Below are 25,582 nucleotides of genomic sequence, written 5' to 3'. Positions count from 1 at the left end.
GAAACCGTTTTTTTTATCTATTAAGGTCATTACAGGCAAATAGCGCTGTGATAACCACATTTTCAATGTAATAAGCAAGATGTTGCTCACACTAATCAACATTCAAGTCGCATACTATCTCTCATATACACAATTTTAATAGGGCTTTGTTTTTATTTATCCAGACAGGCCGTAGCCAGATTTTTAATTTGTGAAATGGTGTGCTTATGTGTGAAGAATATGTTGAAAGACCGCTTTATTTGTTAATTGCCGATTGGATCAGGGCTGAAGATCGTTGGGTCACGGCAAAAGAAATCTCCCTCCATTTTAATATTGAACACTGCAAAGCAATTAATACGCTCTCCTATATTCTGTCTGAGGTGGGAGAAATTGTTTGTGAAGTTAAGATGATCCCTAACCAGATTGCAGGCCGGGGCTGTCAGTGCCAGCGTCTGGTGAAAGTCGTGAGTATTGATTCTCATCTCTACAGCAGATTGAATCACAATTTGCAGGATAAAAAAGTGAGCGTAGGGAAAATGCCGCGTATGTCGGCTGTACCGCCAACAGAGCTTAATCGCGAGCAGAAATGGCAGATGATGCTGTCAAAAAGTATGCGTCGCTAATTGTAAGTTTGCCTGATGGCGACATAAACGGTGATTGACTCATAGGCCGGATAAGCGTGAGCGCATCCGGCATCAATTACCGTGCTGACTTGGGCTTCACATCTGTCGTGCCTTTCAGACGCGGGCGGTTTTTATCAATCTGCGTTAACGGCTGTGTTTCGCGTAACCCTGCCCGACAGCGAACCGCGAGATCCTGATACTCTTTGGTGTTCAGCCGCTTCCAGTGCAGCTCCTGGTCTGTCACCTCTCGCAGCACGCGGGCAGGTGAACCGACCAGCATTTGCCTTGCCTCGCCGGTAAATCCGGCTTTAACAAAGCTCATGGCGGCGACAATGCTCTCTTCGCCAATTGTTGCGCCGTCCATTATGACGCTGTTCATGCCAACCAGCGCGTCCCGGCCAATGACGCAGCCGTGCAGGATTGCGCCGTGCCCGATGTGCCCATTCTCATGCACGATGGTGTCGGTGTCACAGTAGCCGTGCATGATGCAACCATCCTGAAGATTCGAGCCTGCTTCAAGGATCAGGCGCCCATAGTCGCCGCGCAGCGAGGCAAGAGGGCCGATATACACGCCAGCACCGACGATCACATCGCCAATCAGCACTGCGCTAGGATGGACATACGCCTGTGGGTGTACCACCGGGATCAGGCCTTCAAACGCATAATAACTCACGATATTCCTCAGTTGTTTTTGCCGGATAACGCGGCCTACGAGTGTGCATTTTTTGTAGGCCGGATAAGCAAAGCGCCATCCGGCCTCAGCACATTAACGACCTTTCCACACCGGATCGCGTTTTTCGGCAAACGCCTGCGGTCCTTCGAGCGCATCCTCAGAGTGCAGCACGGATGGGTAATGCTTCAGCACGCCGCTGCGGATGTAGCGGTAGCCTTCTTCTACCGGCATTTCGCTGGTCGCGCGGTAAATTTCTTTCAGCGCGGCGATAGCCAACGGGGCGCTATGCACCAGCTGCTGCGCCAGTTCGCGGGCGCTGTCCATCAGTTCAGCCTGGCTGACGACGCGGTTCACAATCCCCCAGCACAGCGCTTCTTCGGCGCTCATTCGTCTGCCGGTCATCACCATTTCGTTGACGATAGCAGGCGGCAGCAGCTTCGGCAGACGCAGCACGCCGCCGCTGTCCGGTACGATACCGAGTTTGGCTTCCGGCAACGCAAAGCTGGCGTTTTCCGCACAGACGATAAAGTCTGCCGCCAGCGCTAACTCGAATCCGCCGCCGAAGGCATAGCCGTTTACTGCGGCGATGACCGGCTTGTCGAGATCAAATATTTCCGTTAAACCGGCAAAACCGCCGGGACCAAAATCGGCATCCGGCGCTTCACCTTCTGCTGCCGCTTTTAGGTCCCAGCCCGCAGAAAAGAATTTCTCGCCGCCGCCGGTGATAATCGCTACGCGTAATTCCGGGTCGTCACGAAAATTTAGAAAAGCTTCCCCCATGGCAAAGCTGGTTTTGGCGTCAATGGCATTCGCTTTGGGCCTGTCTAATGTAATTTCCAGAATCGGGCCGTTACGGGTCAGATGTAATGATTCACTCATAGCTCATCTCCAAAAAATAGATTTGCCGACAGGAGGTATTCCTGGCGGAGGATTTATTTCAGATTTTTTTTGATTATTTTTCCGGAACAATTACGCGGCAGGTCGGTTCTTATCTCCATAAACGAGGGAACCTTAAACTTCGCCATATTGCCTTCGCAGAAACTGAAAAATTCCGCTTCGCTTAATGTTTCCCCCTCATTCAATACGATAAAGGCTTTAATCGCCTCATCGCGGATAGCGTCTTTAATACCGACAATGACAATGTCCTGAATTTTAGGGTGAGCAGCGATTATATTTTCCAGCTCGACGCAGGAAACATTTTCCCCGCCGCGTTTAATCATGTTGCAGCGCCGGTCAACGAAATAGAAAAAACCGTCTTCATCCCGGTAGCCGGAATCACCGGTATGCAACCAGCCGTCCGGCTCCAGCGCGTTGGCCGTGGCCTGTGGCTGTGCGTAGTACTCTTTAAATATCGTTTTACCCGGCACGCCCTTAATGCAGATTTCGCCAATCTCTCCGGCGGGTAGTGGCTGATTATGATCGTCGCGGATTTCGGCTTCATAGCTAAAACCCACGCGACCAATGGACGGCCAGCGCCGTTGGTCACCGGGGCGGTCACCAATAATACCGACGATGGTTTCCGTCATGCCGTAGGAGGTCAGCAGCCTGACGCCAAAGCGCGCGATAAAATCATCTTTTTCCTGCACCGACAAATTGAGGTAGAACATCACTTCGCGCAGCTTGTGCTGCCTGTCAGTCGGGCTTGCGGGCTGTACCATCAGGGTGCGGATCATCATCGGAATGCATTCCGTCACCGTCGCCTGATATTTGCGTACCTGGTCCCAGAAGGCCCGGGCGCTGTATTTCTCTATCAGTACAAAGGTACTGCCTGCGGAAAAAGCCGCCATGGCTGCCGTACACTGGCAGTCAATATGGAAAGCGGGCATGACCGTCAGGTAGACGTCGTCGTCGCGCAGGGCGCACTGCCAGGCGGAGTAGTAACCGGCAAAACGCAGGTTATAGTGGGTAATCACCACCCCTTTGGGACGTGAGGTGGTGCCTGAGGTAAACAGAATTTCTGCCGTGTCATCAGTGGATAACGGTGGTGTATAGCACAGCGTTGTCGGCTGCTGGTCCTTGAGCTGAGAAAAATGGCTCACGCCATCGTCAGCCGGAACCTGCTCACCGATAAGACAAATGTGATTCAGCGGGGTGGTATTTTCCCGTTTTATCTGGCGGTACATTGGATAAAACTGAGCGCTGGTGACCAACAGGCTGACCTGGCTGTTTTGCAGGATCCAGGCGCTTTCTTCCCCCAGCAAGCGGGCGTTAATCGGTACCATCACGGCGCCAATTTTTGCCAGCCCAAACCAGCAAAAAATGAACTCCGGGCAGTTATCCAGATGTAATGCGACCTTATCGCCTTTGCGTATGCCCAATGAATGAAAAAGGTTCGCCGTACGGTTAATCTCTTCATTAAGTGAGGCATAGCTAAACTGCCGAACATTTCCTTCGCAGGATTCGAAAATAAGTGCTGCTTTATCTCCGTACACCCCGGCCAGGTCGTCCCACATCTGACGTAAGTTTTGTCTGCCAACGATATCCATTTTACCTTATCCACTGAAATCAGGCGTGAGCGCTAACCCGCAAAGCCGGTCAGCGCATCGCGTTTAATCCTCAACCCTGGCCAGGCCTTTGCCGACCAGCTCATTAATGTCTGCTTCGCTGTAACCGATATTTTTCAGAATGGCGGCGGTATCCATGCCGTGTGACGGCATGCCACGCCAGATTTTCCCTGGGTTATTTTTGAATTTCGGCATGATGTTGGGTCCTTTACAGGTGCGACCATCCATCGTTTGCCACTGGGTAATAGATTCACGGGCTACGTACTGCGGGTTGTCTTCCAGTTCCGGGATCGTCAGTACTTTCGCGCAGGCGATATTCAGTTCGGCAAAGCGCGCCTGAACGTCTGCAATAGTGTGTTCTGCCAGCCAGGCATCCAGTTTCTCTTCGACTAACGGGCCGTACGGACACTCAACACGATGGATGAGCTGTGTGCCTTCCGGAACTTCTGGCGTTCCGAGAATGTGCGCCAGGCCAATATCCTTAAAGCACTCGTTGATTTGCGTAATGCCAACGAGCTCCATCACGATGTAGCCGTCGGCACATTTATACAGGCCGCAACCGGCGTAGTAGGGGTCTTTACCTTTGGTCATGCGCGGGCAAACTTCACCGCCGTTGAAGTAATCCATCATGAAGTACTGGCCCATACGCAGCATCACTTCGTACATGGCAATATCAATACTTTCGCCTTTACCCGTTTCGCGCACTTTATACAGGGCTGCCAGGGCTGCCGTGGTGGCGGTCATGCCGGAGAAGTAATCTGCGGTGTACGGGAAGGCCGGCATCGGTTGGTCAACGTCGCCGTTTTGAATCAGATAACCGCTGAACGCCTGGGCGATGGTATTGTACGCCGGGAGGTTGGTGTACTCATCGGTACCATACTGACCGAAGCCGGAGAGGTGAGCGATAACCAGCTTCGGGTTATGCTCCCATAACACTTCATCGGTAATACCGCGGCGGGCAAAGGCCGGGCCTTTACTGGCTTCAATGAAAATGTCGGTGGTTTCCATGAGCTTCAGAAACGCTTCCCGGCCTTCATCTTTGAAAATATTGAGTGACAGGGCGTGCAGGTTGCGGCGTGACAGCTGCGGGTAGTTGGGTTGCACGCGGATGGTATCGGCCCAGGCGACGTTTTCAATCCAGATAACCTCAGCGCCCCATTCGGCAAACATCTGTCCGGCGAACGGCCCGGCGATTTCGATCCCTGAAAAGACAACGCGTACTCCGGCAAGTGGCCCAAACGCAGGCATTGATAAATGGTCCATAATGTAACTCCTGGCAGTTAGTTGTAGGCCGGATAGGCGAAGCGCCATCCGGCATCCCACTTAGCGGTATTGCTTGAGTACCGCACGACCCAACGTCAGGATCTGCATTTCATCAGAGCCACCGGAAACACGGTCAACGCGCAGGTCACGCCAGAAGCGCGTGATGCGATGATTGCCCGCAATACCCACACCGCCGAGTACCTGCATGGAGGTGTCCACGACCTCAAACGCGGCGTTAGCGCAGAAGTATTTGCACATCGCTGCATCACCCGAGGTAATGGTGCCGTTATCTGCTTTCCACGCGGCTTCCAGCAGCATGTTTTTCATGGAGTTCAGTTTGATCGCCATATGCGCAAACTTCTCCTGAATGAGCTGGAAACGACCGATTGCTTCGCCAAACTGGACGCGTTGATTGGCGTAGCGCGCCGCATCTTCAAAGGCGCACATTGCTGTACCGTAGTTGGTCAGGGCGACGAGGAAACGTTCGTGGTCAAACTCTTCTTTCACGCGGTTAAAGCCATTACCTTCCCGACCGAACATGTCTTTTTCATCCAGTTCGACGTCATCAAAGGTAATTTCACAGCAACTGTCCATGCGCAGGCCGAGCTTCTCCAGCTTATTGACTTTGATACCGACTTTCGTCATGTCAACAAACCACTCGGTGTAAATCGGTTTATCCGGCGATGCACCATCACGAGCCATCACCACGATATACGGGGTATAGGCGCTACTGGTGATAAAGCACTTACTGCCATTAAGATAAACCTTACCATCTTTGCGTGTATAAGTGGTTTTCAGACTGCCAACATCCGATCCAGCTCCCGGTTCTGTGATAGCGGAGTTCCACATCTGCTTACCGGTGCCCTGGAACGCCATGATTTTATCAATTTGTTCCTGGGTGCCTTCACGCAGGAAAGTGTTAAAACCTCCCGGCAATTGATACAGCACGTAAGTCGGTGCGCCAAGGCGACCTAATTCCATCCACACCGCGGCAACGGTGACGAAACCGGCTTCCAGACCGCCGTGTTCTTCCGGGATCAGCAGGCTGTCGATGCCCATATCCGCCAGCGCTTTTACAAAACGTTCTGGGTAGACGCTGTCACGATCGCACTCGGCAAAGTAAGCTTCCCAGTTCTCACTGGCCATCAGTTCACGAATACCTGCGACAAACAGTTCCTGCTCGTCATTCAAATTGAAATCCATCTTCAAGCCTCTTCAGTAATGGGTTAATTAAACTTACTTGTCTTTCCAGTGCACTTTGGCGTCTTTAATAAAGGACAGCGTGACCATAATGTTGACGAAGAACAGCGGGCATCCTCCGGCAATAATCGCCGTCTGGATGGGCTTCAGTCCGCCCAGCGCCAGCAGAACAATACCGATGACACCGACCAGTACCGACCAACCGATGCGGATCAGCAGCGGCGGTTCTTCGCCGTCGCGAACTTCGCGGCAGGTGGACATTGCCAGGGTATAAGAGCAGGCGTTAATCAGCGTGACGGTGGCAATAAAGCAGAGGATAAAGAATCCCCACATGGTGGCGGTGCTGAACGGCAATGCGGCCCAGGTTTCGATGATGGCGCGCGCCACGCCGTGTTGCTCAATCAGTTGCGGGATGTTGAGAATGTTTTTATCCATCAACAGCAGCGTGTTGCTGCCAAGGACCGTCCACAGGATCCAGGTGGAAGCAGTCAGACCCAGTACCATGCCGAAGCACAGCTCACGTACGGTACGGCCGCGAGAAATACGGGCGAGGAAGATGCTCATCTGGATGGCATAAATCACCCACCATGCCCAGTAGAAGACAGTCCAGCCCTGCGGGAAGCCGCCTTTACCGATAGCGTCGGTATAGAACAGCATGCGCGGTAAATACATCATCAGCATGCCGACGGAGTCGGTGAAGTAGTTCATGATGAAGCTGGCGCCGCTGACGATAAACACCCAGCCCAGCATCAGGAAGCTCAGATAGCTACGAATGTCGCTGGCGATCTTCACCCCTTTTTGCAAACCGCAGGCCACGCAAATGGCGTTCAGAATGATCCAGCAGGTAATGATGATGGCGTCTAATTGCAGGGTATGCGGAATGCCGAACAGATACTGGATACACTCGGTCACCAGCGGTGTAGCCAGACCGAGGCTGGTCCCCATCGCGAAGATCAGCGCCACCAGATAGAAGTTATCGACAATGGTGCCGAACAATCCTTTGGCATGCTTTTCGCCAACTAACGGCACCAGCGTGGAGCTGGGACGGATGACGTCCATCTTGCGCACAAAGAAGAAGTAGGCAAAGGCCACAGAAAGGAAGCTATAGGTTGCCCATGGCAGCGGTCCCCAGTGGAACAGGCTGTACGCCAGACCGAGTTCTTTCGCGCCGGTGGAGTTGGGGGCGAGCGCAAACGGCGGGGTGGAGATATAGTAATAGATCTCGATGGAACCCCAGAACAACACGGCAGCCGATGTACAGGAGGCGAACATCATAAAAATCCAGCTGGCGGTGCTAAACTCCGGTTTTTCATCACCTAATTTCTTTTTGGAATACGGGCCAAAGACTAGCCAGAACCAGCCGAACAGCATGATGACCATATACCATTCAAATGCCCAGCCCCAGACATTGGTGACATAACTGAATACCGCATTAATAACTACATTGGCGGCATCAAGATCTCGAACTGTTAGCCAGCAAAGTATTCCGACAATTATTAATGGCGGGAAAAAAACCTTTGGTTCTATTCCCGATTTTTTCTTTTCATTTTTCATAAGTGAATTCCAGTGTGAAAACGAAATTTATTTAGCGTTCCCGATTGTGCTGTTTTGTATATTTATTATTAATGATTTGTTGATAACTATTTAACCTCTGGGGCGCCTCGGTGAGTAACTCATAATGGGTATTCATTACCGGTGGTTCTGTTATGTGTGTCACACTTTTTTATGCTGGCTATTTTGTTGGATTTTTTGTTATTTATTGTTTTAAATCAGTATGTTGATGTTGGTTTTTTAAGTTTTATAAGTCGCTATCTTTCAATATTGTTGAACCAGTAAACAATATTGAAAACTTTCATGTTTGACAGGTGATTTTCAATATTGTTGAGATGCATAACACTATTGAAAGTTACGAATATGAATGTGTGACATTTTCAATATTGGTGATTAATGTTTTATTTCCGAATTAAAGAGCGTGATATCTGTATTTAACACAGCCGATATGAATAACGTTTCCTTCATGATTTCTGGAGATGCAATGAAGATAATTACTTGCTACAAATGCGTGCCTGACGAACAGGATATTGCGATTAATAATGCTGATGGTTCGCTGGATCTCAGCAAGGCTGATGCCAAAATCAGTCAGTACGACCTGAATGCGATTGAGGCTGCTTGTCAGTTAAAACAGCAGCTGGGAGAGGTTCAGGTTGTTGCACTAAGCGTGGGTGGCAAAGCGTTGACCAATGCTAAAGGGCGCAAAGATGTGCTTTCTCGCGGTCCGGATGAGCTGATCGTGGTGATTGACGATCAATTCGAACAGGCGCTGCCTCAGCAGACGGCGACAGCACTGGCTGCCGCGGCACAAAAATCCGGTTTTGATCTGATTATCTGCGGTGATGGATCTTCCGATCTTTATGCCCAGCAGGTCGGTCTGCTGGTGGGCGAAGCATTGAATATCCCGGCGATTAACGGTGTGAGCAAGATCCTCTCACTGGCGGATAACACCCTCACGGTAGAACGCGAGCTGGAAGATGAAATTGAAACCCTGAGCATCCCGCTGCCGGCGGTGATTGCGGTCTCTACCGACATCAACACACCACAAATCCCTTCCATGAAAGCCATTCTTGGCGCGGCGAAAAAACCGGTTCAGGTCTGGTCGCCAGCGGATATTGCGCTAAATAGCGTGGATGCATATTCCGTCCAACAGGTTGCTGCACCGAAGCAACGCGAGCGTCAGCGCGTTGTGATTGAAGGTGACGGTGAAGAACAGATTGCCGCGTTTGTCGAGAGCCTGCGCAAAATCATTTAATTATCAGGGGATGTTATGAACAAGTTTTCCAGTGTCTGGGTATTCAGCGATACCCCTTCTCGTCTGCCGGAACTGATGAATGGTGCGCAGGCTTTAGGTGAGTCTATCAACACGTTCGTACTGAGCGAGGCTGACAGCGCGACAGCAATCCAACTGGGCGCCAACCATGTCTGGCTGCTCAGCGGTAAGCCAGATGACCGAATGATCGAAGATTATGCGGACGTGATGGCCCAGACTATTCGTCAGCACAGTGAAGGTGGCGCGGTCCTGCTGCCGAACACTCGTCGCGGCAAACTGCTGGCGGCAAAGCTGGGCTTTCGTTTGTCGGCGGCGGTGTCTAACGATGCCAGCGCGGTGACGTTGCAGGACGGCAATGTGGCGGTCAAACACATGGTGTATGGCGGTCTGGCAATGGGGGCAGAAACTATCGCCTCGCCATTTGCGGTGGTCACGCTCAGCAGCGGAACGTTTGATGCGATGCAGTCGGATGCATCCCGCAGCGGTGATAAGCATGAGGTGCAGTGGCAGGCCCCGGCCGTCGCGGTCACCCGCACAGCCACGCAGGCGCGTAAGAGCAACAGCGTCGATCTCGACAAGGCGCGACTGGTGGTCAGCGTAGGGCGCGGCATTGGCAGCAAAGAGAATATCTCGCTGGCGGAAGCGCTGTGTCAGGCCATGGGCGCTGAGCTGGCCTGTTCCCGTCCGGTGGCGGAAAACGAGAAGTGGATGGAGCATGAACGCTACGTTGGGATATCCAACCTGATGCTTAAGCCCGAGCTGTATCTGGCGGTGGGGATCTCCGGGCAGATTCAGCACATGGTTGGCGCGAACGGCGCACAGACGATTTTTGCTATCAACAAAGATAAAAATGCCCCGATTTTCCAGTACGCAGACTTTGGCATCGTTGGCGATGCGCTGAAGATCCTGCCTGCGCTGACGGCCGCATTAGCGCGCTAAACCATTCCGGGCAGAGTACGAAAGTACTCTGCCGCTGAGAGGAGTTGTCTATGTCCGAAGATATCTTTGATGCCATCATCGTGGGTGCAGGGCTGGCCGGTTCGGTTGCGGCACTGGTGCTTGCTCGTGAAGGTGCACAGGTGCTGGTTATCGAGCGCGGCAATTCTGCTGGCGCGAAGAATGTCACCGGTGGGCGCATGTATGCGCACAGTCTGGAGCGTATCATCCCTGGCTTTGCTGAGCATGCTCCCATTGAACGCATGATCACCCACGAAAAACTCGCCTTTATGACTGAAAAAGGGGCGATGACGATGGATTATTGCAACGGAGAAGAGGCGGCGGCGTCGCAGGTTTCTTATTCCGTATTGCGCAGTAAATTTGACGCCTGGCTGATGGAGCAGGCTGAAGAGGCGGGCGCCCAGCTGATTACCGGTATCCGCGTGGATAACGTCGTCCAGCGTGATGGCAAGGTGGTGGGCGTGGAAGCGGATGGCGACATCCTTGAAGCCAAAGTGGTGATCCTCGCTGACGGCGTGAATTCTCTGCTGGCAGAAAAGTTGGGTATGGCCAGGCGCGTTGACGCGTCACATGTGGCTGTTGGCGTGAAGGAGCTTATTGAATTGCCGAAATCGGTGATTGAAGACCGCTTTCATCTGCAGGGTAACGAAGGCGCTGCCTGTCTGTTTGCTGGGTCGCCAACCGACGGCCTGATGGGCGGTGGCTTCCTCTATACTAATGAAACCACTGTTTCTTTAGGGCTGGTATGCGGCCTTCATCACCTGAAGGACGCGAAAAAATCGGTCCCGCAAATGCTGGAAGATTTCAAACAGCACCCGGCCGTTGCCCCACTGATTGCTGGTGGCAAGCTGGTGGAATATGCCGCTCACGTAGTGCCGGAAGCCGGGATGAATATGCAGCCGGAACTGGTGGGCGACGGTGTCCTGATTGCCGGTGATGCGGCCGGAATGTGTATGAACCTTGGCTTCACCATTCGCGGTATGGATTTGGCTATCTCGGCAGGCGAAGCGGCCGCTAAAACGGTACTTTCAGCCATGAAGCGTGACGACTTTAGCAAGCAAGCGCTTGCCGAATATCACCAGCATTTGGACGACGGCCCGATGCGCGATATGCGCATGTATCAGAAGCTGCCCGCGTTTCTCGATAACCCCCGCATGTTTACCGCCTATCCAGAAATGGTAGTGAATATCGCCCGCGACCTGTTTACCGTGGATAGTTCAGCGCCGGTTCCGATGCGTAAAACATTGCTGCGTCATGCGAAGAAAGTGGGCTTCATCAACCTGATGAAGGATGGCCTTAAAGGAGTGACCGTATTATGACTTCTCCCGTCAATGTGGACGTCAAACTGGGCGTCAATAAATTCAATGTCGATGAAGAAAGCCCGCACATCGTTCTGAAGACTCAGCCTGATAAACAGGTGCTGGAGGTGTTGATCAAAGCCTGTCCGGCCGGCTTGTACAAAAAGCAGGATGACGGCAGCGTGCGCTTTGATTACGCCGGTTGCCTGGAATGCGGCACCTGTCGAATTCTCGGACTCGATACGGCGCTGGAGAAATGGGAATACCCACGCGGCACCTTTGGCGTGGAATTCCGCTACGGCTAATAAGTACGAGGTTGTGCACCCGTAGGCCGGATCAGATGCGGTAGCATCGCCATCCGGCAATCATGTGGCGCCAATGCCGGATGGCGGCGTAAACGCCTTATCCGGCCTACAGATGACGCTTTGCCCGTGTTGAAACAGGACATCACCATGCAGCAGCCCAGGAACTTTGATGACATCAAATTCACCTCTATTCACCGCCGGATAATGCTGTGGGGAAGCGGTGGGCCGTTTCTGGATGGTTATGTGCTGGTAATGATTGGTGTGGCACTGGAGCAGCTCACACCGGCATTGAAGCTGGATGCAGAGTGGATTGGTTTGTTAGGTGCCGGGACACTGGCCGGGCTGTTTGTCGGCACGTCGCTGTTTGGCTACATCTCCGATAAAGTCGGGCGGCGCAAAATGTTCATCATCGATATCATCGCCATTGGCGTGATATCGGCGGCGACGATGTTTGTTTCTTCTCCCGTAGAGCTGCTGGTGATGCGGGTGTTGATCGGGGTGGTCATCGGCGCAGATTATCCGATAGCCACTTCGATGATCACCGAGTTTTCCAATACCCGACAGCGCGCCTTTTCCATCGGTTTTATCGCTGCCATGTGGTATGTCGGTGCGACCTGCGCCGATCTGGTCGGCTACTGGCTGTATGATGTTGAAGGCGGATGGCGCTGGATGTTGGGCAGCGCGGTGATCCCCTGCATTTTGATCCTCATCGGTCGCTTTGATCTTCCCGAATCGCCGCGCTGGCTACTGCGTAAAGGGCGGGTAAAAGAGTGTGACGCGATGATGATCAAGCTGTTCGGCGAGCCGGTGGTGTTCGACGAAGAAGCACCGCAGGAAACACGCTTTCTCCAGTTGTTTAATCGCCGCCATTTCCCGTTTGTCCTGTTTGTCGCCGCCATCTGGACCTGTCAGGTGATCCCGATGTTCGCCATTTACACCTTCGGTCCACAAATTGTCGGGCTGCTCGGCCTCGGCGTTGGGAAAAGCGCCGCGTTGGGTAACGTGGTGATTAGCCTGTGCTTTATGCTGGGCTGTATTCCACCGATGTTCTGGCTCAACAGTGCTGGTCGTAGGCCGCTGTTGATCGGCAGCTTTATTATGATGACGCTGGCGCTGGCGGTGTTAGGGCTGATTCCTGATATGGGCGTCTGGCTGGTGGTGCTGGCGTTTGCCGTGTATGCGTTTTTCTCAGGAGGACCGGGGAACCTTCAGTGGTTGTACCCCAATGAGCTGTTCCCCACCGATATTCGCGCGTCCGCCGTCGGGGTGATCATGTCGCTAAGCCGGGTAGGAACCATTGTGTCTACTTGGGCGCTGCCAGTATTCATCACCAAATACGGGATCAGCCATGTGATGCTGATGGGGGCCGGGATTTCGCTGATTGGCCTGCTGGTTTCCATTGCCTTTGCGCCAGAAACGCGGGGGCTGACGCTGGCTCAGACCAGCCAAATGACGATCCGCAGTAAGCCAGTGTCGAGAGCCAGCCATTAGGAGTGTTCTGTATTTTCCCTGTTACTCAGTCAGTTAGCCTAAACTTAAACGGTATATCACTGAAAATGACTGAAAAGCAGGGAGAACACCATGCAAAAACACATTCTGATCACCACCATTTTTACCGCAGCAGCGCTGTTCACCGTCGTCGGTTGTTCCTCCAACCAGGCGGTTAAAACCACCGACGGTAAAACCATTGTCACCAACGGCAAGCCGCAGGTGGATGATGATACTGGCCTGGTGTCGTATGAAAATGCGGAAACCGGTAAAACGGAACAGATCAATCGCGATCAGGTTAAAGATATGAGTGAGTTAGATAACTAATATACACTTCATCCTTCAAGTTGCCTCAGTGTTGGCTGCGCTCATTCACCCCAGTCACTTACTTTAGTAAGCTCTTGGGGATTCATTCCCTTGCCGCCTTGATGCAACATGAATGATTTTGTGTATAGACCTCAATAATATTGACTTTTAGCCTGCTGATTAACTGACTAAACTCACTGGTATTACAATAATGCAGTGATAGCAGGCTAATCATGATTCTCATCATTTATGCGCATCCCTATCCGCAGCACTCGCATGCGAATAAGCGGATGCTTGAGCAGGCAAGGACGCTGGAGGGCGTAGAGGTTCGTTCGCTCTACCAGCTTTATCCCGACTTCAATATCGACATCGCCGCTGAGCAGGACGCGCTTTCACGCGCGAGCCTTATCGTCTGGCAGCATCCCATGCAGTGGTACAGCACACCGCCGCTCCTCAAACTGTGGATGGACAAAGTCCTCGCCCACGGCTGGGCGTATGGTCATGGCGGCAGCGCGCTGCACGGTAAACATCTGCTGTGGGCGGTCACCACCGGCGGCGGTGAAAATCATTTTGATATCGGCTCACATCCGGGTTTTGACGTCCTTTCCCAACCTTTACAGGCTACGGCCTTATATTGCGGTCTCAAGTGGTTACCGCCGTTTGCGATGCACTGTACGTTTATCTGTGACGACGAAACGCTGCAGGCGCAGGCGCGGCATTACAAGCAGCGCTTAATGGAATGGCAGGAGGCACATCATGGATAGCCATACGCTAATACAGGCGCTGATTTATCTCGGTTCGGCGGCGTTGATTGTGCCGATTGCAGTCCGGCTGGGGTTAGGCTCGGTGCTGGGTTATCTCATTGCCGGGTGCATTATCGGCCCGTGGGGCTTAAGGCTGGTGACGGACGCCGAATCTATCCTGCATTTTGCGGAAATCGGCGTAGTGCTGATGCTGTTTGTCATCGGTCTGGAACTTGACCCGCAGCGCTTGTGGAAGCTACGTGCCTCGGTGTTTGGCGGCGGCGCGCTGCAAATGGTGGTCTGCGGCGGATTAATTGGCTTGTTCTGTATGTTCCTCGGCCTGCGCTGGCAGGTCGCTGAGCTGATTGGCATGACGCTGGCGCTTTCTTCCACCGCGATTGCCATGCAGGCGATGAATGAACGCAACCTGATGGTGTCGCAAATGGGCCGCAGTGCGTTTGCCGTGCTGCTGTTCCAGGATATTGCCGCCATTCCGCTGGTTGCGATGATCCCGCTGCTGGCAGCAAGCGGGGCGTCAACCACGCTCGGGGCGTTTGCGCTGTCGGCGTTGAAAGTGGCCGGCGCGCTGGTGCTGGTGGTACTGCTGGGGCGTTACGTCACACGACCGGCCCTGCGTTTTGTCGCGCGCTCCGGACTGCGGGAGGTGTTCAGCGCCGTCGCCCTGTTCCTGGTTTTTGGTTTTGGTTTATTGCTGGAAGAAGTGGGCCTGTCGATGGCGATGGGCGCATTCCTGGCGGGGGTGTTGCTGGCAAGCTCGGAGTATCGTCATGCGCTGGAAAGCGATATCGAACCGTTTAAAGGGCTGCTGCTGGGGCTGTTTTTCATCGGCGTCGGGATGTCTATCGACTTCGGCACGCTGATCGATAATCCGCTGCGTATTATTATTCTGCTGGCGGGCTTCCTGGCAATCAAAACCATCATGCTGTGGGTGATTGCGAAGCCGTTGCAGGTGCCGAACAAGCAACGCCGCTGGTTTGCCGTATTATTAGGACAGGGAAGTGAGTTTGCCTTCGTGGTGTTTGGCGCGGCGCAAATGGCCAATGTGCTCGATCCTGAATGGGCAAAAGCGCTAACGCTGGCGGTGGCGCTGTCGATGGCGGCCACCCCCATTTTACTGGTGGTTCTGACACGCCTGGAAAAATCGTCTACCGGTGAAGCGCGTGAGGCGGATGAAATCGATGAGGAACAACCGCGAGTGATTATCGCCGGGTTTGGTCGATTTGGTCAGATAACCGGCCGCTTGCTGTTGTCGAGCGGTGTGAAGATGGTGGTCCTCGATCACGACCCGGACCATATCGAAACGCTGCGCAAATTTGGCATGAAGGTTTTTTACGGCGATGCGACGCGGATGGATTTGCTGGAGTCTGCCGGAGCGGCCAAAGCTGAAGTGATCATTAATGCCATTGACGATCCGCAAACCAGCCTGCAGCTAACTGAAATGGTGAAAACCCATTTCCCACACCTGCAAATTATCGCCCGCGCGCGCGATGTCGATCATTACATTCGCCTGCGCCAGGCGGGAGTCGAGATGCCTGAACGTGAAACCTTTGAGGGCGCGCTGAAGACCGGGCGTCTGGCGCTGGAAGGTCTGGGGCTCGGACGCTATGAAGCACGCGAGCGTGCCGATGTGTTCCGTCGCTTCAATACGCTGATGGTTGAAGAGATGGTGAAAGGTGAAAACGACGCGCTTTCTCGCGCGGCGGTGTATAAACGCACCAGCGCTATGCTGAGCGAAATTATTTCCGAGGACCGTCAGCATTTGTCTCTCATTCAACGCCATGGTTGGCAAGGCACGGATGAAGGTAAACATACGGGTGATGTCGCAGATGAGCCGGAAGTGAAGCCGTCAGCATAGGGTAAAAAATGTGATGTTCTGCAAACTTTACTGCTAATGGGCTGTTTTTGAACTACTGTAATGCTGGCGTACCACTTTAAATAGGTCGGTTCGCCAGCAGAACGGAAAATTTTCATGCTCATCCCCTTTCCTCCAGTCGACGAAAGATTGCGCTTTCCGTATAGTGGCGACAATTTTTTTGTATCCGGGAAACATTCAATGATCAGTCTGATTGCGGCGTTAGCGGTAGATCGCGTCATCGGTATGGAAAACGCCATGCCGTGGAACCTCCCTGCCGATCTCGCCTGGTTTAAACGTAACACCTTAAATAAGCCAGTTGTTATGGGACGCCACACGTGGGAATCCATCGGGCGACCATTGCCCGGGCGTAAAAATATCGTCATTAGCAGCAAGCCTGGCACCGACGATCGCGTGCAGTGGGTAAAGTCTGTTGATGAGGCGATTGCGGCCTGTGGCGATGAACCTGAAATTATGGTGATTGGCGGTGGGCGCGTGTATGAACAGTTCCTGCCAAAAGCACAGAAGCTGTATCTGACGCATATTGATGCGGAAGTCGAAGGGGATACGCATTTCCCGGACTACGAGCCGGATGACTGGGAATCGGTGTTCAGCGAATTCCACGATGCCGACGCGCAAAACTCACACAGTTACTGCTTCGAAGTGCTGGAACGTCGTTAATCATGTCACTGCCGGATGGCGCTGCGCTTATCCGGCCTACAGGGTGACATATGCGTAGGCCGGATAAGGTGCGCGCACCGCATCCGGCACACGAATATCAGGCGCTGACCGCCTCGCCAGGATCACGATTCAGGTGGCGGTTTGACGGCTGAGTAAAGTACTGTTTGTCTTCCCAGCGCAGACAGGTGAGATCCCCGCCCCAACAGCAGCCTGTATCCAGCGCGTAAACCCCTTCCGGCGTCCCTTTACCCTCCAGCGAGGCCCAGTGCCCAAAGGCAATGCTATAGGCGTCACTGACCGGTCCCGGGATGGCAAACCACGGTTTCAGTGGAGCGGGCGCGTCTTCCGGCGACTCTTTGCTGTACATATCCAGCTGGCCATTCGGGAAACAGTAACGCATGCGGGTAAAGGCGTTAGTAATAAAACGTAGGCGGGCAAGTCCGGTCAGTTCCGGCGTCCAGTTATTTGGCATGTCGCCATACATGGCATCAAGAAAGAATGGGTACGAGTCGCTCGACAGCACGGCTTCGACATCGCGGGCGCAGTCTTTCGCGGTTTGCAGATCCCACTGTGGCGTAATCCCGGCATGCGCCATCACCAGCTTCTTCTCTTCATCAACCTGTAACAGCGGCTGGCGACGAAGCCAGTTCAGCAGCGAATCCGCATCCGGGGCATCGAGTAGCGGCGTGAGCCGGTCTTTGGGTTTATTCCGGCTGATGCCTGCAAATACGGCCAGCAGGTGCAAATCGTGATTACCTAAGACTAATCTTACGCTGTCGCCGAGCGATTTGACATAACGCAGTACGTCAAGCGAGCCGGGGCCACGCGCGACCAGGTCGCCTGTGAGCCATAAGGTATCTTTCCCAGGGGCAAAATTGACTTGATGCAGCAAGGCTACCAGTTCATCGTAACAACCGTGAACGTCGCCAATGAGGTATGTTGCCATAGCTATTGTTTTAGTGGATGAGCGTTGGAACGGCGAGCCTGAATACGGGAATATCGATGGTAAAGGCAACGCCTTGCTCATCGATCATTTCGTAATGACCCTGCATGGTGCCCAGCGGGGTTTCAATCACCGCGCCGCTGGTATATTGGTACTCTTCACCGGGATCAATGTGGGGCTGAACGCCAACTACACCTTCACCCTGAACTTCGGTTTCACGGCCATGACCATTGGTAATCAACCAGTAACGTCCCAACAGTTGCACCGGCGCTCGCCCCAAATTGCGGATGGTTACGGTATAGGCAAAAACGTAACGTTCATCATCAGGTGAGGATTGCGCCTCAATATAGACGCTTTGTACCTGAATACACACTCGGGGCGAATTGATCATGCTTAACTCTCCTTCGATGACGCTTTTTCTGACAGATAGTTAGCCATCCGGCAGTATTGGGCGACAGAGATATTTTCCGCTCGCAGCGCCGGATCAACACCCAGTTCCGTCAGCACTTCAACGCTGAACAGATTACCGAGGCTGTTACGTACCGTTTTACGACGCTGGTTAAACGCTTCGGTGGTAATACGGCTCAGGACGCGAACGTCTTTGACCGGGTACGGCATCGTCGCGTGAGGGACCAGGCGTACCACGGCGGAATCAACTTTAGGCGCAGGCGTGAACGCGGATGGCGGTACTTCAAGTACTGGGATCACCTGGCAGTAATATTGCGCCATAACGGTTAGTCGACCATACGCTTTACTGTTTGGCCCTGCAACCAGACGGTTGACCACTTCTTTTTGCAACATGAAATGCATGTCGGCAATGGCATCAGTATAGGTAAAAAGATGGAACATCAGCGGCGTGGAGATGTTGTATGGCAGGTTACCAAATACGCGCAGCGGCTGACCCAGGGTTTGTGACAGCTCGCCAAAGTCCATGGTCATGGCATCTTGCTGATAGATAGTCAGCTTCGGCCCTAAAAACGGGTGCGTTTGCAGGCGTGCGGCCAGATCGCGGTCCAGTTCAATGACCGTGAGCTTGTCCAGACGTTCACCTACCGGCTCGGTCAATGCCGCCAGGCCCGGGCCGATTTCGACCATAGCCTGACCCTTTTGCGGGTTGATAGCAGAGACAATACTTTCGATCACAAACTGATCGTTGAGGAAGTTTTGCCCGAAACGTTTACGGGCTAAATGGCCCTGATGGACTCGATTATTCATTAGTATTAACAATCATTTTGATGGCGAGGTTAAGCGCCGTAATAAAACTGCCGACATCTGCTTGTCCACGACTCGCCAGTTCAAGTGCGGTGCCGTGATCAACGGATGTGCGAATAAAGGGCAGGCCCAGTGTGATATTCACACCGCGACCAAATCCCTGGTATTTTAGCACGGGGAGACCCTGATCGTGGTACATTGCCAGCACGGCATCCGCGCTATCGAGATATTTAGGTTGAAACAGGGTATCTGCGGGCAATGGGCCGTGTAATTTCATACCCTGGGCGCGCATCTCATCCAGTACCGGAATGATCGTGTCGATCTCTTCCGTTCCCATATGACCACCTTCCCCCGCATGTGGGTTCAGGCCACATATCAGGATCTGCGGATCGTTCAGGCCAAATTTGCTGCGTAAATCATGGTGCAGAATGCCGATCACTTCCCGCAGTAGTGTGGGCGTAATGGCATCGGCAACGTCTCTGAGCGGCAGGTGCGTGGTTGCCAGGGCAACGCGCAGCTCCTCGGTCGCCAGCATCATCACCACTTTTTTCGCCTGCGAGCGTTCTTCAAAGTACTCAGTGTGTCCGGTAAACGGCACGCCGGCATCGTTGATCACGCCCTTGTGAACCGGGCCAGTAATCAGCGCGGCGAATTCACCGTGTAAGCAACCGTCGCATGCGCGAGCCAGCGTATCAACCACATACGGTCCATTCTCTACCGCCAGTTGCCCCGCAATGACAGGGGCCCGCAGCGCAATCGGTAACAGCGTCAATGTGCCCGCTGCTTGTGGTTTGGCTGGGATATCAGGAGAGTAGGGGAGGAGCGAAAGCGGTAAACCGAGCATAGCTGCTCGGTTCGAAAGTAACGCGGCATCGGCGCAGACGACGAGTTCAACCGGCCACTCACGCTGCGCAAGCTGGACCACCAGGTCCGGACCAATCCCGGCGGGTTCGCCGGGAGTGATGACAACGCGTTGAGTACGGACCATTAGTTGCTCAGAATTTTAACGTACGCGCTGGCACGCTGTTCTTGCATCCAGGTCGCCGCTTCTTCTGAGAACTTACGGTTCATCAGCATGCGGTAGGCTCTGTCTTTCTGCGCGGCGTCAGTTTTATCAACGTTACGCGTGTCCAGCAGTTCGATCAGGTGCCAGCCAAAAGAGGAGTGCACCGGAGCGCTCATCTGACCTTTGTTCAGTCGGGTCAGCGCATCGCGGAAGGCCGGATCGAAAATATCCGCTGCCGCCCAACCCAGATCGCCGCCCTGGTTTGCAGAGCCCGGATCCTGAGAGAACTCTTTAGCCGCGGCGGCAAAGGTCGTTTTACCGCTCTTAATATCAGCCGCGATTTGCTCCAGTTTCAGACGCGCCTGCTGATCGGTCATGATCGGAGACGGTTTCAGCAGGATATGGCGGGCATGAACTTCCGTTACGGAGATGCTCTGGCTCTGGCCACGCATATCGTTGACTTTCAGAATGTGGAAGCCGACACCTGAACGAATCGGGCCGATGATATCGCCTTTTTTCGCCGTGCTGAGTGCCTGCGCAAAGATGCCCGGCAGTTCCTGAATACGTCCCCATCCCATCTGGCCGCCTTTCAGCGCCTGCTGGTCTGCGGAATAGGTGATCGCCAGTTTACCGAAATCGCTACCGTTACGCGCTTCTTCGACGACAGCACGCGCCTGGCTTTCTGCTTCATTAACCTGGTCGGAGGATGGGTTTTCCGGTAACGGAATCAGAATGTGGCTCAGGTTCAGCTCAGTGCTGGCATCATTTTGGTTGCCAACTTGCTGAGCCAGCGCATCCACTTCCTGCGGCAGAATGGTGACGCGACGGCGAACTTCATTGTTACGCACTTCAGAGATGGTCATCTCTTTACGGATCTGGTTACGATAGGTCGAATAGCTCAGACCATCGTGGGCCAGACGGCTGCGCATCTGCTCCAGCGTCATGTTGTTCTGCTTAGCGATGTTGGCGATGGCCTGATCCAACTGCTCATCAGTGATTTTCACCCCCATCTTCTGACCCATCTGCAAAACGATTTGATCCATGATCAAACGTTCGAGGATCTGATGGCGCAGCGTAGCGTCGTCGGGTAATTGCTGACCCGCCTGACCCGCATTAAGTTTTACTGACTGCATTAAGCCATCAACGTCGCTTTCCAGAACGACGCCGTTATTGACGACGGCTGCGACTTTATCGACTACCTGTGGGGCAGCGAAACTGGTATTCGCGACCATGGCGATACCGAGAAGCAGCGTTTTCCAGTTCTTCATACTTTTTCCATTATTAATTAACCGCAAGGCGGATTACGTTTAAATCAATCAGATCATAAAGCGCTTTGATACGGCAAAATGTTCGAACGCAACATTTGGTTGGTGCCGAGACCATAGTTAGAGCTCAGACCGCGCAGTTCGATGTTAAAGCCGATCGTGTTGTCATAAATCGCGTGTTGCTGTTTGTCATCCCAACCGTTCAGCTTACGCTCGTAGCCAAAGCGAATGGCATAACAGCAGGAGTTGTACTGTACGCCCAGCATCTGGTCAGCGGGTTTATTGACGTTCGTATCGAAGTAATACGCTCCCACAATCGACCAGCGGTCAGCAATCGGCATGCTGGCCACGGCACCTACCTGAGAGATCCCGTTTTCATATTGCGCCTGATTCCATTTATCTTTATCAGTACTGCTATTCGGCAGTGTGGCCTGGATGTATTCTGGGCTGGCGTACCGGTAGTTCAACTGCAACAAACTGTTTTCGTCACGACGGTATTCGATGCTGCTGCTGCTGGTCGCAACGCTGTCCAGACGGGTGTCGTACTGGATCCCACTGCGTAAACCCCAGCGCTCGGAGATACGCCAGTAGGTGTCGCCAGCCCACACCAGCGAACCGGTTTTGTCGTCATTCTCCCATTCTATGTTGTCATCGCCGGTGCGAGACTCGGTGAAATAGTAGATTTGACCCACAGAAACGTTAAAACGTTCAACGGCGGCGTCATCATATACGCGAGATGTGACCCCGGTCGTTACCTGGTTGGCAGAAGCAATGCGGTCCAGACCGCCGTAGGTGCGGTCACGGAACAGGCCGCTGTAGTCAGCTTGCAGCAGGGAAGAGTCGTAGTTATTAATGTGGCTTTGATCACGATATGGCACGTACAAATACTGTGCACGCGGCTCCAGCGTCTGGGTATAACCCGGTGCCAGCATTGCCATATCGCGTTCAAAGATCATCTTACCGTCGACTTTAAACTGCGGCATCACACGGTTTACGGTCTCGTCATACTGAGGGTAATCGTCAAGATTACTCTGCTGATAGTGCGTAGCCAGCATTTTGGCTTCAGTGTTGATACTTCCCCATTGGTTGGACAACGGCAGATTGATGGTTGGTTCAAGGTGTAAACGCGTCGCTTCCGGCATGTTGTCGGTGGTGTTAACGAAATGTACCGCCTGCGCATAAACGCGGGTATCAAACGGACCAACATCGTTCTGATAGAAGTTGACGTCTAACTGCGGTTCGGCGGAATAGCTACTGGTGTTCTGATCGTCAAAGACCTGGAACTGTTTAGTAGATACCGTGGCGTCAAAGTTTTGGACCGCATAGCCGACGCTAAATTTCTGCGTGGCGTAGCCGTCGGTACTGGAACCGTACTTGTTATCGAAATCATTAAAGTAGCTGGAATCGCTGACCTTGGTGTAGTCGACGTTGAAGCGCCACACCTGATCCATCACGCCAGCATGTTGCCAGTAGAACAGCCAGCGGCGTGAGTTATCATCATTCGGATGTTCATCGTCGTAGACTTTATCGGAGTTCAGATAGTCGAACTCTATCAAACCGGTGCCGGCCTGGGTGAGATAGCGGAATTCGTTCTCCCACATCACGCCGCCACGACGGTGCAAATAATGTGGCGTGAGGGTGGCGTCCATATTGGGCGCGATGTTCCAGTAATACGGCAGGTAGAACTCAAAATAGTTTTTGGTGGAGTATTTTGCGTTCGGGATCAGGAAACCGGAGCGACGTTTGTCGCCGACAGGCAACTGCAAATACGGGCTGTAAAAGACCGGAACCGGCCCTAGCTTAAAGCGGGCGTTCCAGATTTCCGCGACCTGTTCTTCACGGTCGTGGATCACTTCGCTACCGACAACGCTCCAGGTATTGGAACCCGGCAGGCAGGAGGTGAAGCTCCCGTTTTCCAGAATGGTGTAGCGGTTTTCGCCCCGCTGTTTCATCAGGTCGGCTTTCCCGCGTCCCTGACGACCGACCATCTGATAGTCGCCTTCCCAGATGTTGGTATCTTTGGTATTCAGATTCGACCAACCCTTCGGCCCCTTCAGAATGACCTGATTGTCATCATAGTGGACGTTACCCAGCGCATCGACGGTACGGACCGGTTCCGGCAGACCCTCGGCCTGCTTCTGGTGCAGCTGCACTTCGTCAGCCTGCAGGCGGCTATTACCCTGTGCGATATCCACGTTGCCAGTAAACACGGCGTCATCCGGGTAATTCCCTTTCGCGTGATCGGCAGTGATGGTAACAGGTAATTCATTGGTTTCGCCCTGCACCAGAGGACGGTTATAGCTCGGCACGCCCAACATGCACTGTGAGGCGAGATCGGCTGCCAGACCCTGTTGACTATAAAGGGCACTGGCAATCATGGTGGCCAGAAGAGTGGGAATACGTTTTTTCATACGTTGTATTTATTGTTCCATCATCAGTAGCGTCGCGCGTGACAAACGGTCACAGCCTAACTTATCTCATCTTCACTTCGCTAGTATTAATCCTGCCCATTTTATACCCGCCACCTTTCAAGCTGCATCTTCGTTGTCTTCCTCGTTCATCCCAGTCACTTACATGGGTAAGCTCCAGGGGCTTCACTGCGTTGCCGCCTTGTTGCAACTCGAAATCCAACGGGTATAGCGTTTGTGGTGTTAGGCACGGCATTGAATGACAGGTATGATAATGCAAATTATAGGCGATGTCCCACAATTGACCGCTGCCGTAAAACGGTAAAAGCACCTTATATTGTGGTACATAGCCCGGCCGGCAGCGTAAAGATTTGGGGAGTCTATGCAGTATTGGGGAAAGATTATTGGTGTCGCCGTGGCCTTAATGATGGGCGGCGGCTTCTGGGGCGTGGTTTTAGGCTTGCTTGTGGGTCATATGTTCGACAAAGCCCGCATGCGCAAAATGGCGTGGTTTGCCAATCAACGTGAACGTCAGGCGCTGTTTTTTGCTACCACCTTTGAGGTGATGGGACACCTGACCAAATCAAAAGGACGCGTCACGGAAGCCGATATTCATATCGCCAGCCAACTGATGGACCGGATGAATTTACACGGTGACTCACGTACCGCTGCGCAGCATGCCTTCCGGGTGGGAAAATCAGACAATTACCCATTACGTGAAAAAATGCGCCAGTTTCGCAGCGTCTGTTTTGGCCGCTTCGACCTGATCCGTATGTTTCTGGAGATCCAGATCCAGGCGGCGTTTGCGGACGGGTCGCTGCATCCTAACGAACGTGAAGTGCTGTATGTGATTGCTGAAGAGCTGGGGATCTCGCGCGCGCAATTTGATCAGTATCTGCGCATGATGCAGGGTGGTGCGCAGTTTGGTGGTGGATATCAGCAACAGTCTGGCGGTGGCTGGCAGCAGGCACAGCGTGGCCCAACGCTGGAGGATGCGTGTAATGTGCTGGGTGTTAAAGCGACCGACGATGCCACCACCATTAAGCGCGCTTATCGCAAACTGATGAGCGAACACCATCCCGATAAACTGGTCGCGAAAGGGCTGCCGCCAGAAATGATGGAAATGGCCAAGCAAAAAGCGCAGGAAATTCAGAAGGCTTACGAGCTGATTAAGGATCAAAAAGGATTCAAGTAAATATACACGGCATCCTTCAAGCTGCCTCTTTGTTGGCTGCACTGTGAAACCCCAGTCACATAGTTATCTATGTTCCTGGGGATTTCTTCGTTTGCCGCCTCGATGCATCTCGAATGATTTGTGTCTATAAACCGAGACACAAAGCAAAAACGAAATGTGTCAGCAGCAACGTTTTAAAAATCTGCCGGGACTTTAAAGGTCATGCTATTGCCGAAAGCCGGATGGGTAATGGTGAGCATCTCTGCGTGCAGCAACAGTCGCGGCGCTAACGCCAGGGCCTGTGGCGGGGCATAGAAGCGGTCACCCAGAATCGGATGCCCTAACGCCAGCATATGCACGCGTAGCTGATGAGAACGCCCGGTAATGGGTTTCAGCACCACCCGCGCGGTATTATCCGCCGCGAATTCCACTACTTCATACTCAGTCTGCGCGGCTTTGCCCGTCTCATAACAGACTTTCTGTTTTGGTCGGTTCGGCCAGTCGCAAATCAGCGGTAAATCCACCAGTCCCTCGGCGGGTGAGGGATGCCCCCACACGCGTGCGACATACTGCTTCTTCGGTTCGCGCTCGCGAAATTGACGCTTTAGCTCGCGCTCTGCCGCTTTGGTCAGCGCCACTACAATCACGCCGCTGGTGGCCATGTCCAGGCGATGCACTGATTCTGCCAGTGGATAGTCGCGTTGAATACGCGTCATCACGCTGTCTTTGTGCTCTTCAAGGCGACCCGGCACGGACAACAAGCCGCTCGGCTTGTTGACCACCATAATGTGTTCATCCTGATACAGGATAACCAGCCAGGGTTCCTGCGGCGGATTGTAGTTTTCCATCCCCATGTA

General features: G+C 53.2%; 24 protein-coding genes. 11 read left to right on the top strand and 13 right to left on the bottom strand.

Annotated elements, in window-relative coordinates; all coding sequences use genetic code 11:
* The first annotated feature begins 206 nt into the window (after positions 1-206).
* Positions 207-602, top strand: coding sequence for a carnitine metabolism transcriptional regulator CaiF (gene caiF / locus QNN86_RS13415; RefSeq protein ID WP_096758355.1), 396 nt, complete (start codon positions 207-209; stop codon positions 600-602).
* 76 nt (positions 603-678) lie between these two features.
* On the opposite strand, the gene caiE is transcribed toward caiF, so the two are convergent.
* The 6 genes from caiE to caiT all read right to left on the bottom strand — a co-directional run bounded on the left by caiE (position 679) and on the right by caiT (position 7,796).
* Positions 679-1,275 (bottom strand): carnitine operon protein CaiE, encoded by a 597-nt coding sequence (gene caiE / locus QNN86_RS13410; protein WP_414211241.1) that lies wholly within the window; start codon positions 1,273-1,275, stop codon positions 679-681.
* Positions 1,276-1,368: 93 nt separating this feature from the next.
* The gene (gene caiD / locus QNN86_RS13405; RefSeq protein WP_414211240.1) at positions 1,369-2,154 is read right to left on the bottom strand and encodes a crotonobetainyl-CoA hydratase; all 786 of its coding nucleotides are present in this window, start codon (positions 2,152-2,154) and stop codon (positions 1,369-1,371) included.
* Between the two features lie 53 nt (positions 2,155-2,207).
* Positions 2,208-3,761: a crotonobetaine/carnitine-CoA ligase gene (caiC, locus tag QNN86_RS13400; protein ID WP_182270451.1), complete on the bottom strand. Its 1,554-nt coding sequence runs from the start codon at positions 3,759-3,761 to the stop codon at positions 2,208-2,210.
* A gap of 63 nt (positions 3,762-3,824) precedes the next feature.
* Positions 3,825-5,042: an L-carnitine CoA-transferase gene (caiB, locus tag QNN86_RS13395; protein ID WP_181618615.1), complete on the bottom strand. Its 1,218-nt coding sequence runs from the start codon at positions 5,040-5,042 to the stop codon at positions 3,825-3,827.
* 60 nt (positions 5,043-5,102) lie between these two features.
* Positions 5,103-6,245, bottom strand: a complete 1,143-nt coding sequence (gene caiA / locus QNN86_RS13390; RefSeq protein ID WP_181618616.1) for a crotonobetainyl-CoA dehydrogenase — start codon at positions 6,243-6,245, stop codon at positions 5,103-5,105.
* 33 nt (positions 6,246-6,278) lie between these two features.
* Positions 6,279-7,796: an L-carnitine/gamma-butyrobetaine antiporter gene (caiT, locus tag QNN86_RS13385; protein WP_181618617.1), complete on the bottom strand. Its 1,518-nt coding sequence runs from the start codon at positions 7,794-7,796 to the stop codon at positions 6,279-6,281.
* Positions 7,797-8,277: 481 nt separating this feature from the next.
* Between caiT and QNN86_RS13380 the strand changes: the two genes are divergently transcribed.
* The 9 genes from QNN86_RS13380 (at position 8,278) to folA (ending at position 16,717) form a co-directional block, all read left to right on the top strand.
* Positions 8,278-9,048: an electron transfer flavoprotein FixA gene (locus QNN86_RS13380; RefSeq protein ID WP_414211239.1), complete on the top strand. Its 771-nt coding sequence runs from the start codon at positions 8,278-8,280 to the stop codon at positions 9,046-9,048.
* 15 nt (positions 9,049-9,063) lie between these two features.
* On the top strand, positions 9,064-10,005 hold the full coding sequence (locus tag QNN86_RS13375; protein ID WP_182270448.1) for an electron transfer flavoprotein subunit alpha/FixB family protein: 942 nt from the start codon (positions 9,064-9,066) through the stop codon (positions 10,003-10,005).
* Positions 10,006-10,055: 50 nt separating this feature from the next.
* The gene (locus QNN86_RS13370) at positions 10,056-11,342 is read left to right on the top strand and encodes an FAD-dependent oxidoreductase (protein ID WP_414211238.1); all 1,287 of its coding nucleotides are present in this window, start codon (positions 10,056-10,058) and stop codon (positions 11,340-11,342) included.
* Complete coding sequence (fixX, locus tag QNN86_RS13365; RefSeq protein ID WP_181618621.1) at positions 11,339-11,626, top strand: ferredoxin-like protein FixX; 288 nt, start codon at positions 11,339-11,341, stop codon at positions 11,624-11,626. The genes QNN86_RS13370 and fixX overlap by 4 nt, the downstream gene beginning before the upstream one ends.
* A gap of 147 nt (positions 11,627-11,773) precedes the next feature.
* Complete coding sequence (locus QNN86_RS13360) at positions 11,774-13,117, top strand: MFS transporter (RefSeq protein WP_181618622.1); 1,344 nt, start codon at positions 11,774-11,776, stop codon at positions 13,115-13,117.
* Positions 13,118-13,207: 90 nt separating this feature from the next.
* Complete coding sequence (locus tag QNN86_RS13355) at positions 13,208-13,441, top strand: YgdI/YgdR family lipoprotein (protein WP_174360729.1); 234 nt, start codon at positions 13,208-13,210, stop codon at positions 13,439-13,441.
* A gap of 212 nt (positions 13,442-13,653) precedes the next feature.
* On the top strand, positions 13,654-14,184 hold the full coding sequence (kefF, locus tag QNN86_RS13350; RefSeq protein WP_181618623.1) for a glutathione-regulated potassium-efflux system oxidoreductase KefF: 531 nt from the start codon (positions 13,654-13,656) through the stop codon (positions 14,182-14,184).
* The gene (gene kefC / locus QNN86_RS13345; RefSeq protein WP_414211237.1) at positions 14,177-16,039 is read left to right on the top strand and encodes a glutathione-regulated potassium-efflux system protein KefC; all 1,863 of its coding nucleotides are present in this window, start codon (positions 14,177-14,179) and stop codon (positions 16,037-16,039) included. Before kefF ends, kefC begins: the two co-directional genes overlap by 8 nt.
* A 198-nt stretch (positions 16,040-16,237) precedes the next feature.
* Positions 16,238-16,717: a type 3 dihydrofolate reductase gene (gene folA, locus QNN86_RS13340; RefSeq protein ID WP_137383754.1), complete on the top strand. Its 480-nt coding sequence runs from the start codon at positions 16,238-16,240 to the stop codon at positions 16,715-16,717.
* Between the two features lie 97 nt (positions 16,718-16,814).
* On the opposite strand, the gene apaH is transcribed toward folA, so the two are convergent.
* From apaH to lptD, 6 genes are read right to left on the bottom strand one after another with little or no spacing between them, the layout of a single operon-like run.
* Positions 16,815-17,663 carry a bis(5'-nucleosyl)-tetraphosphatase (symmetrical) ApaH gene (gene apaH / locus QNN86_RS13335; RefSeq protein ID WP_181618625.1) on the bottom strand — a complete coding sequence of 283 codons (849 nt, stop codon included), beginning with the start codon at positions 17,661-17,663 and terminating at the stop codon, positions 16,815-16,817.
* A gap of 10 nt (positions 17,664-17,673) precedes the next feature.
* Entirely contained in the window at positions 17,674-18,051 is a 378-nt protein-coding gene (gene apaG / locus QNN86_RS13330; protein WP_181540046.1) for a Co2+/Mg2+ efflux protein ApaG, read from the bottom strand.
* A 2-nt stretch (positions 18,052-18,053) separates the two neighbouring features.
* The gene (rsmA, locus tag QNN86_RS13325) at positions 18,054-18,875 is read right to left on the bottom strand and encodes a 16S rRNA (adenine(1518)-N(6)/adenine(1519)-N(6))-dimethyltransferase RsmA (protein WP_096758337.1); all 822 of its coding nucleotides are present in this window, start codon (positions 18,873-18,875) and stop codon (positions 18,054-18,056) included.
* Positions 18,868-19,860: a 4-hydroxythreonine-4-phosphate dehydrogenase PdxA gene (gene pdxA / locus QNN86_RS13320; RefSeq protein ID WP_414211236.1), complete on the bottom strand. Its 993-nt coding sequence runs from the start codon at positions 19,858-19,860 to the stop codon at positions 18,868-18,870. Before pdxA ends, rsmA begins: the two co-directional genes overlap by 8 nt.
* Complete coding sequence (surA, locus tag QNN86_RS13315; protein ID WP_181618627.1) at positions 19,860-21,146, bottom strand: peptidylprolyl isomerase SurA; 1,287 nt, start codon at positions 21,144-21,146, stop codon at positions 19,860-19,862. The genes pdxA and surA overlap by 1 nt, the downstream gene beginning before the upstream one ends.
* 53 nt (positions 21,147-21,199) lie before the next feature.
* Entirely contained in the window at positions 21,200-23,554 is a 2,355-nt protein-coding gene (gene lptD / locus QNN86_RS13310; protein ID WP_414211235.1) for an LPS assembly protein LptD, read from the bottom strand.
* A gap of 379 nt (positions 23,555-23,933) precedes the next feature.
* On the opposite strand from lptD, the gene djlA reads away from it, so the two are divergent.
* Positions 23,934-24,746, top strand: coding sequence for a co-chaperone DjlA (gene djlA, locus QNN86_RS13305; protein ID WP_181618629.1), 813 nt, complete (start codon positions 23,934-23,936; stop codon positions 24,744-24,746).
* A 173-nt stretch (positions 24,747-24,919) separates the two neighbouring features.
* Here djlA and rluA read toward each other — a convergent pair whose 3' ends face one another.
* Entirely contained in the window at positions 24,920-25,579 is a 660-nt protein-coding gene (gene rluA, locus QNN86_RS13300) for a bifunctional tRNA pseudouridine(32) synthase/23S rRNA pseudouridine(746) synthase RluA (protein WP_181618630.1), read from the bottom strand.
* Between the last annotated feature and the right edge of the window lie 3 nt (positions 25,580-25,582).

This window comes from Citrobacter sp. C348, assembly GCF_047467975.1.
In the GTDB taxonomy this organism is placed as follows: Bacteria; Pseudomonadota; Gammaproteobacteria; order Enterobacterales; family Enterobacteriaceae; genus Citrobacter; species Citrobacter gillenii.
The sequence above is the reverse complement of the archived record's forward strand: the minus strand, read 5'-3'. Positions and strand labels throughout refer to the sequence as shown.

Bases quoted from the DNA above. Each gene is read 5' to 3' on its own strand.
- QNN86_RS13370 (WP_414211238.1), top strand. From the start codon at position 10,056: ATGTCCGAAGATATCTTTGATGCCATCATCGTGGGTGCAGGGCTGGCC.
- lptD (WP_414211235.1), bottom strand. From the start codon at position 23,554: ATGAAAAAACGTATTCCCACTCTTCTGGCCACCATGATTGCCAGTGCC.
- apaH (WP_181618625.1), bottom strand. From the start codon at position 17,663: ATGGCAACATACCTCATTGGCGACGTTCACGGTTGTTACGATGAACTG.
- rsmA (WP_096758337.1), bottom strand. From the start codon at position 18,875: ATGAATAATCGAGTCCATCAGGGCCATTTAGCCCGTAAACGTTTCGGG.
- kefC (WP_414211237.1), top strand. From the start codon at position 14,177: ATGGATAGCCATACGCTAATACAGGCGCTGATTTATCTCGGTTCGGCG.
- QNN86_RS13360 (WP_181618622.1), top strand. From the start codon at position 11,774: ATGCAGCAGCCCAGGAACTTTGATGACATCAAATTCACCTCTATTCAC.
- caiA (WP_181618616.1), bottom strand. From the start codon at position 6,245: ATGGATTTCAATTTGAATGACGAGCAGGAACTGTTTGTCGCAGGTATT.
- kefF (WP_181618623.1), top strand. From the start codon at position 13,654: ATGATTCTCATCATTTATGCGCATCCCTATCCGCAGCACTCGCATGCG.
- folA (WP_137383754.1), top strand. From the start codon at position 16,238: ATGATCAGTCTGATTGCGGCGTTAGCGGTAGATCGCGTCATCGGTATG.
- caiD (WP_414211240.1), bottom strand. From the start codon at position 2,154: ATGAGTGAATCATTACATCTGACCCGTAACGGCCCGATTCTGGAAATT.
- caiF (WP_096758355.1), top strand. From the start codon at position 207: ATGTGTGAAGAATATGTTGAAAGACCGCTTTATTTGTTAATTGCCGAT.
- rluA (WP_181618630.1), bottom strand. From the start codon at position 25,579: ATGGGGATGGAAAACTACAATCCGCCGCAGGAACCCTGGCTGGTTATC.
- QNN86_RS13355 (WP_174360729.1), top strand. From the start codon at position 13,208: ATGCAAAAACACATTCTGATCACCACCATTTTTACCGCAGCAGCGCTG.
- QNN86_RS13375 (WP_182270448.1), top strand. From the start codon at position 9,064: ATGAACAAGTTTTCCAGTGTCTGGGTATTCAGCGATACCCCTTCTCGT.
- QNN86_RS13380 (WP_414211239.1), top strand. From the start codon at position 8,278: ATGAAGATAATTACTTGCTACAAATGCGTGCCTGACGAACAGGATATT.
- caiC (WP_182270451.1), bottom strand. From the start codon at position 3,761: ATGGATATCGTTGGCAGACAAAACTTACGTCAGATGTGGGACGACCTG.
- pdxA (WP_414211236.1), bottom strand. From the start codon at position 19,860: ATGGTCCGTACTCAACGCGTTGTCATCACTCCCGGCGAACCCGCCGGG.
- caiT (WP_181618617.1), bottom strand. From the start codon at position 7,796: ATGAAAAATGAAAAGAAAAAATCGGGAATAGAACCAAAGGTTTTTTTC.
- fixX (WP_181618621.1), top strand. From the start codon at position 11,339: ATGACTTCTCCCGTCAATGTGGACGTCAAACTGGGCGTCAATAAATTC.
- surA (WP_181618627.1), bottom strand. From the start codon at position 21,146: ATGAAGAACTGGAAAACGCTGCTTCTCGGTATCGCCATGGTCGCGAAT.
- caiB (WP_181618615.1), bottom strand. From the start codon at position 5,042: ATGGACCATTTATCAATGCCTGCGTTTGGGCCACTTGCCGGAGTACGC.
- djlA (WP_181618629.1), top strand. From the start codon at position 23,934: ATGCAGTATTGGGGAAAGATTATTGGTGTCGCCGTGGCCTTAATGATG.
- apaG (WP_181540046.1), bottom strand. From the start codon at position 18,051: ATGATCAATTCGCCCCGAGTGTGTATTCAGGTACAAAGCGTCTATATT.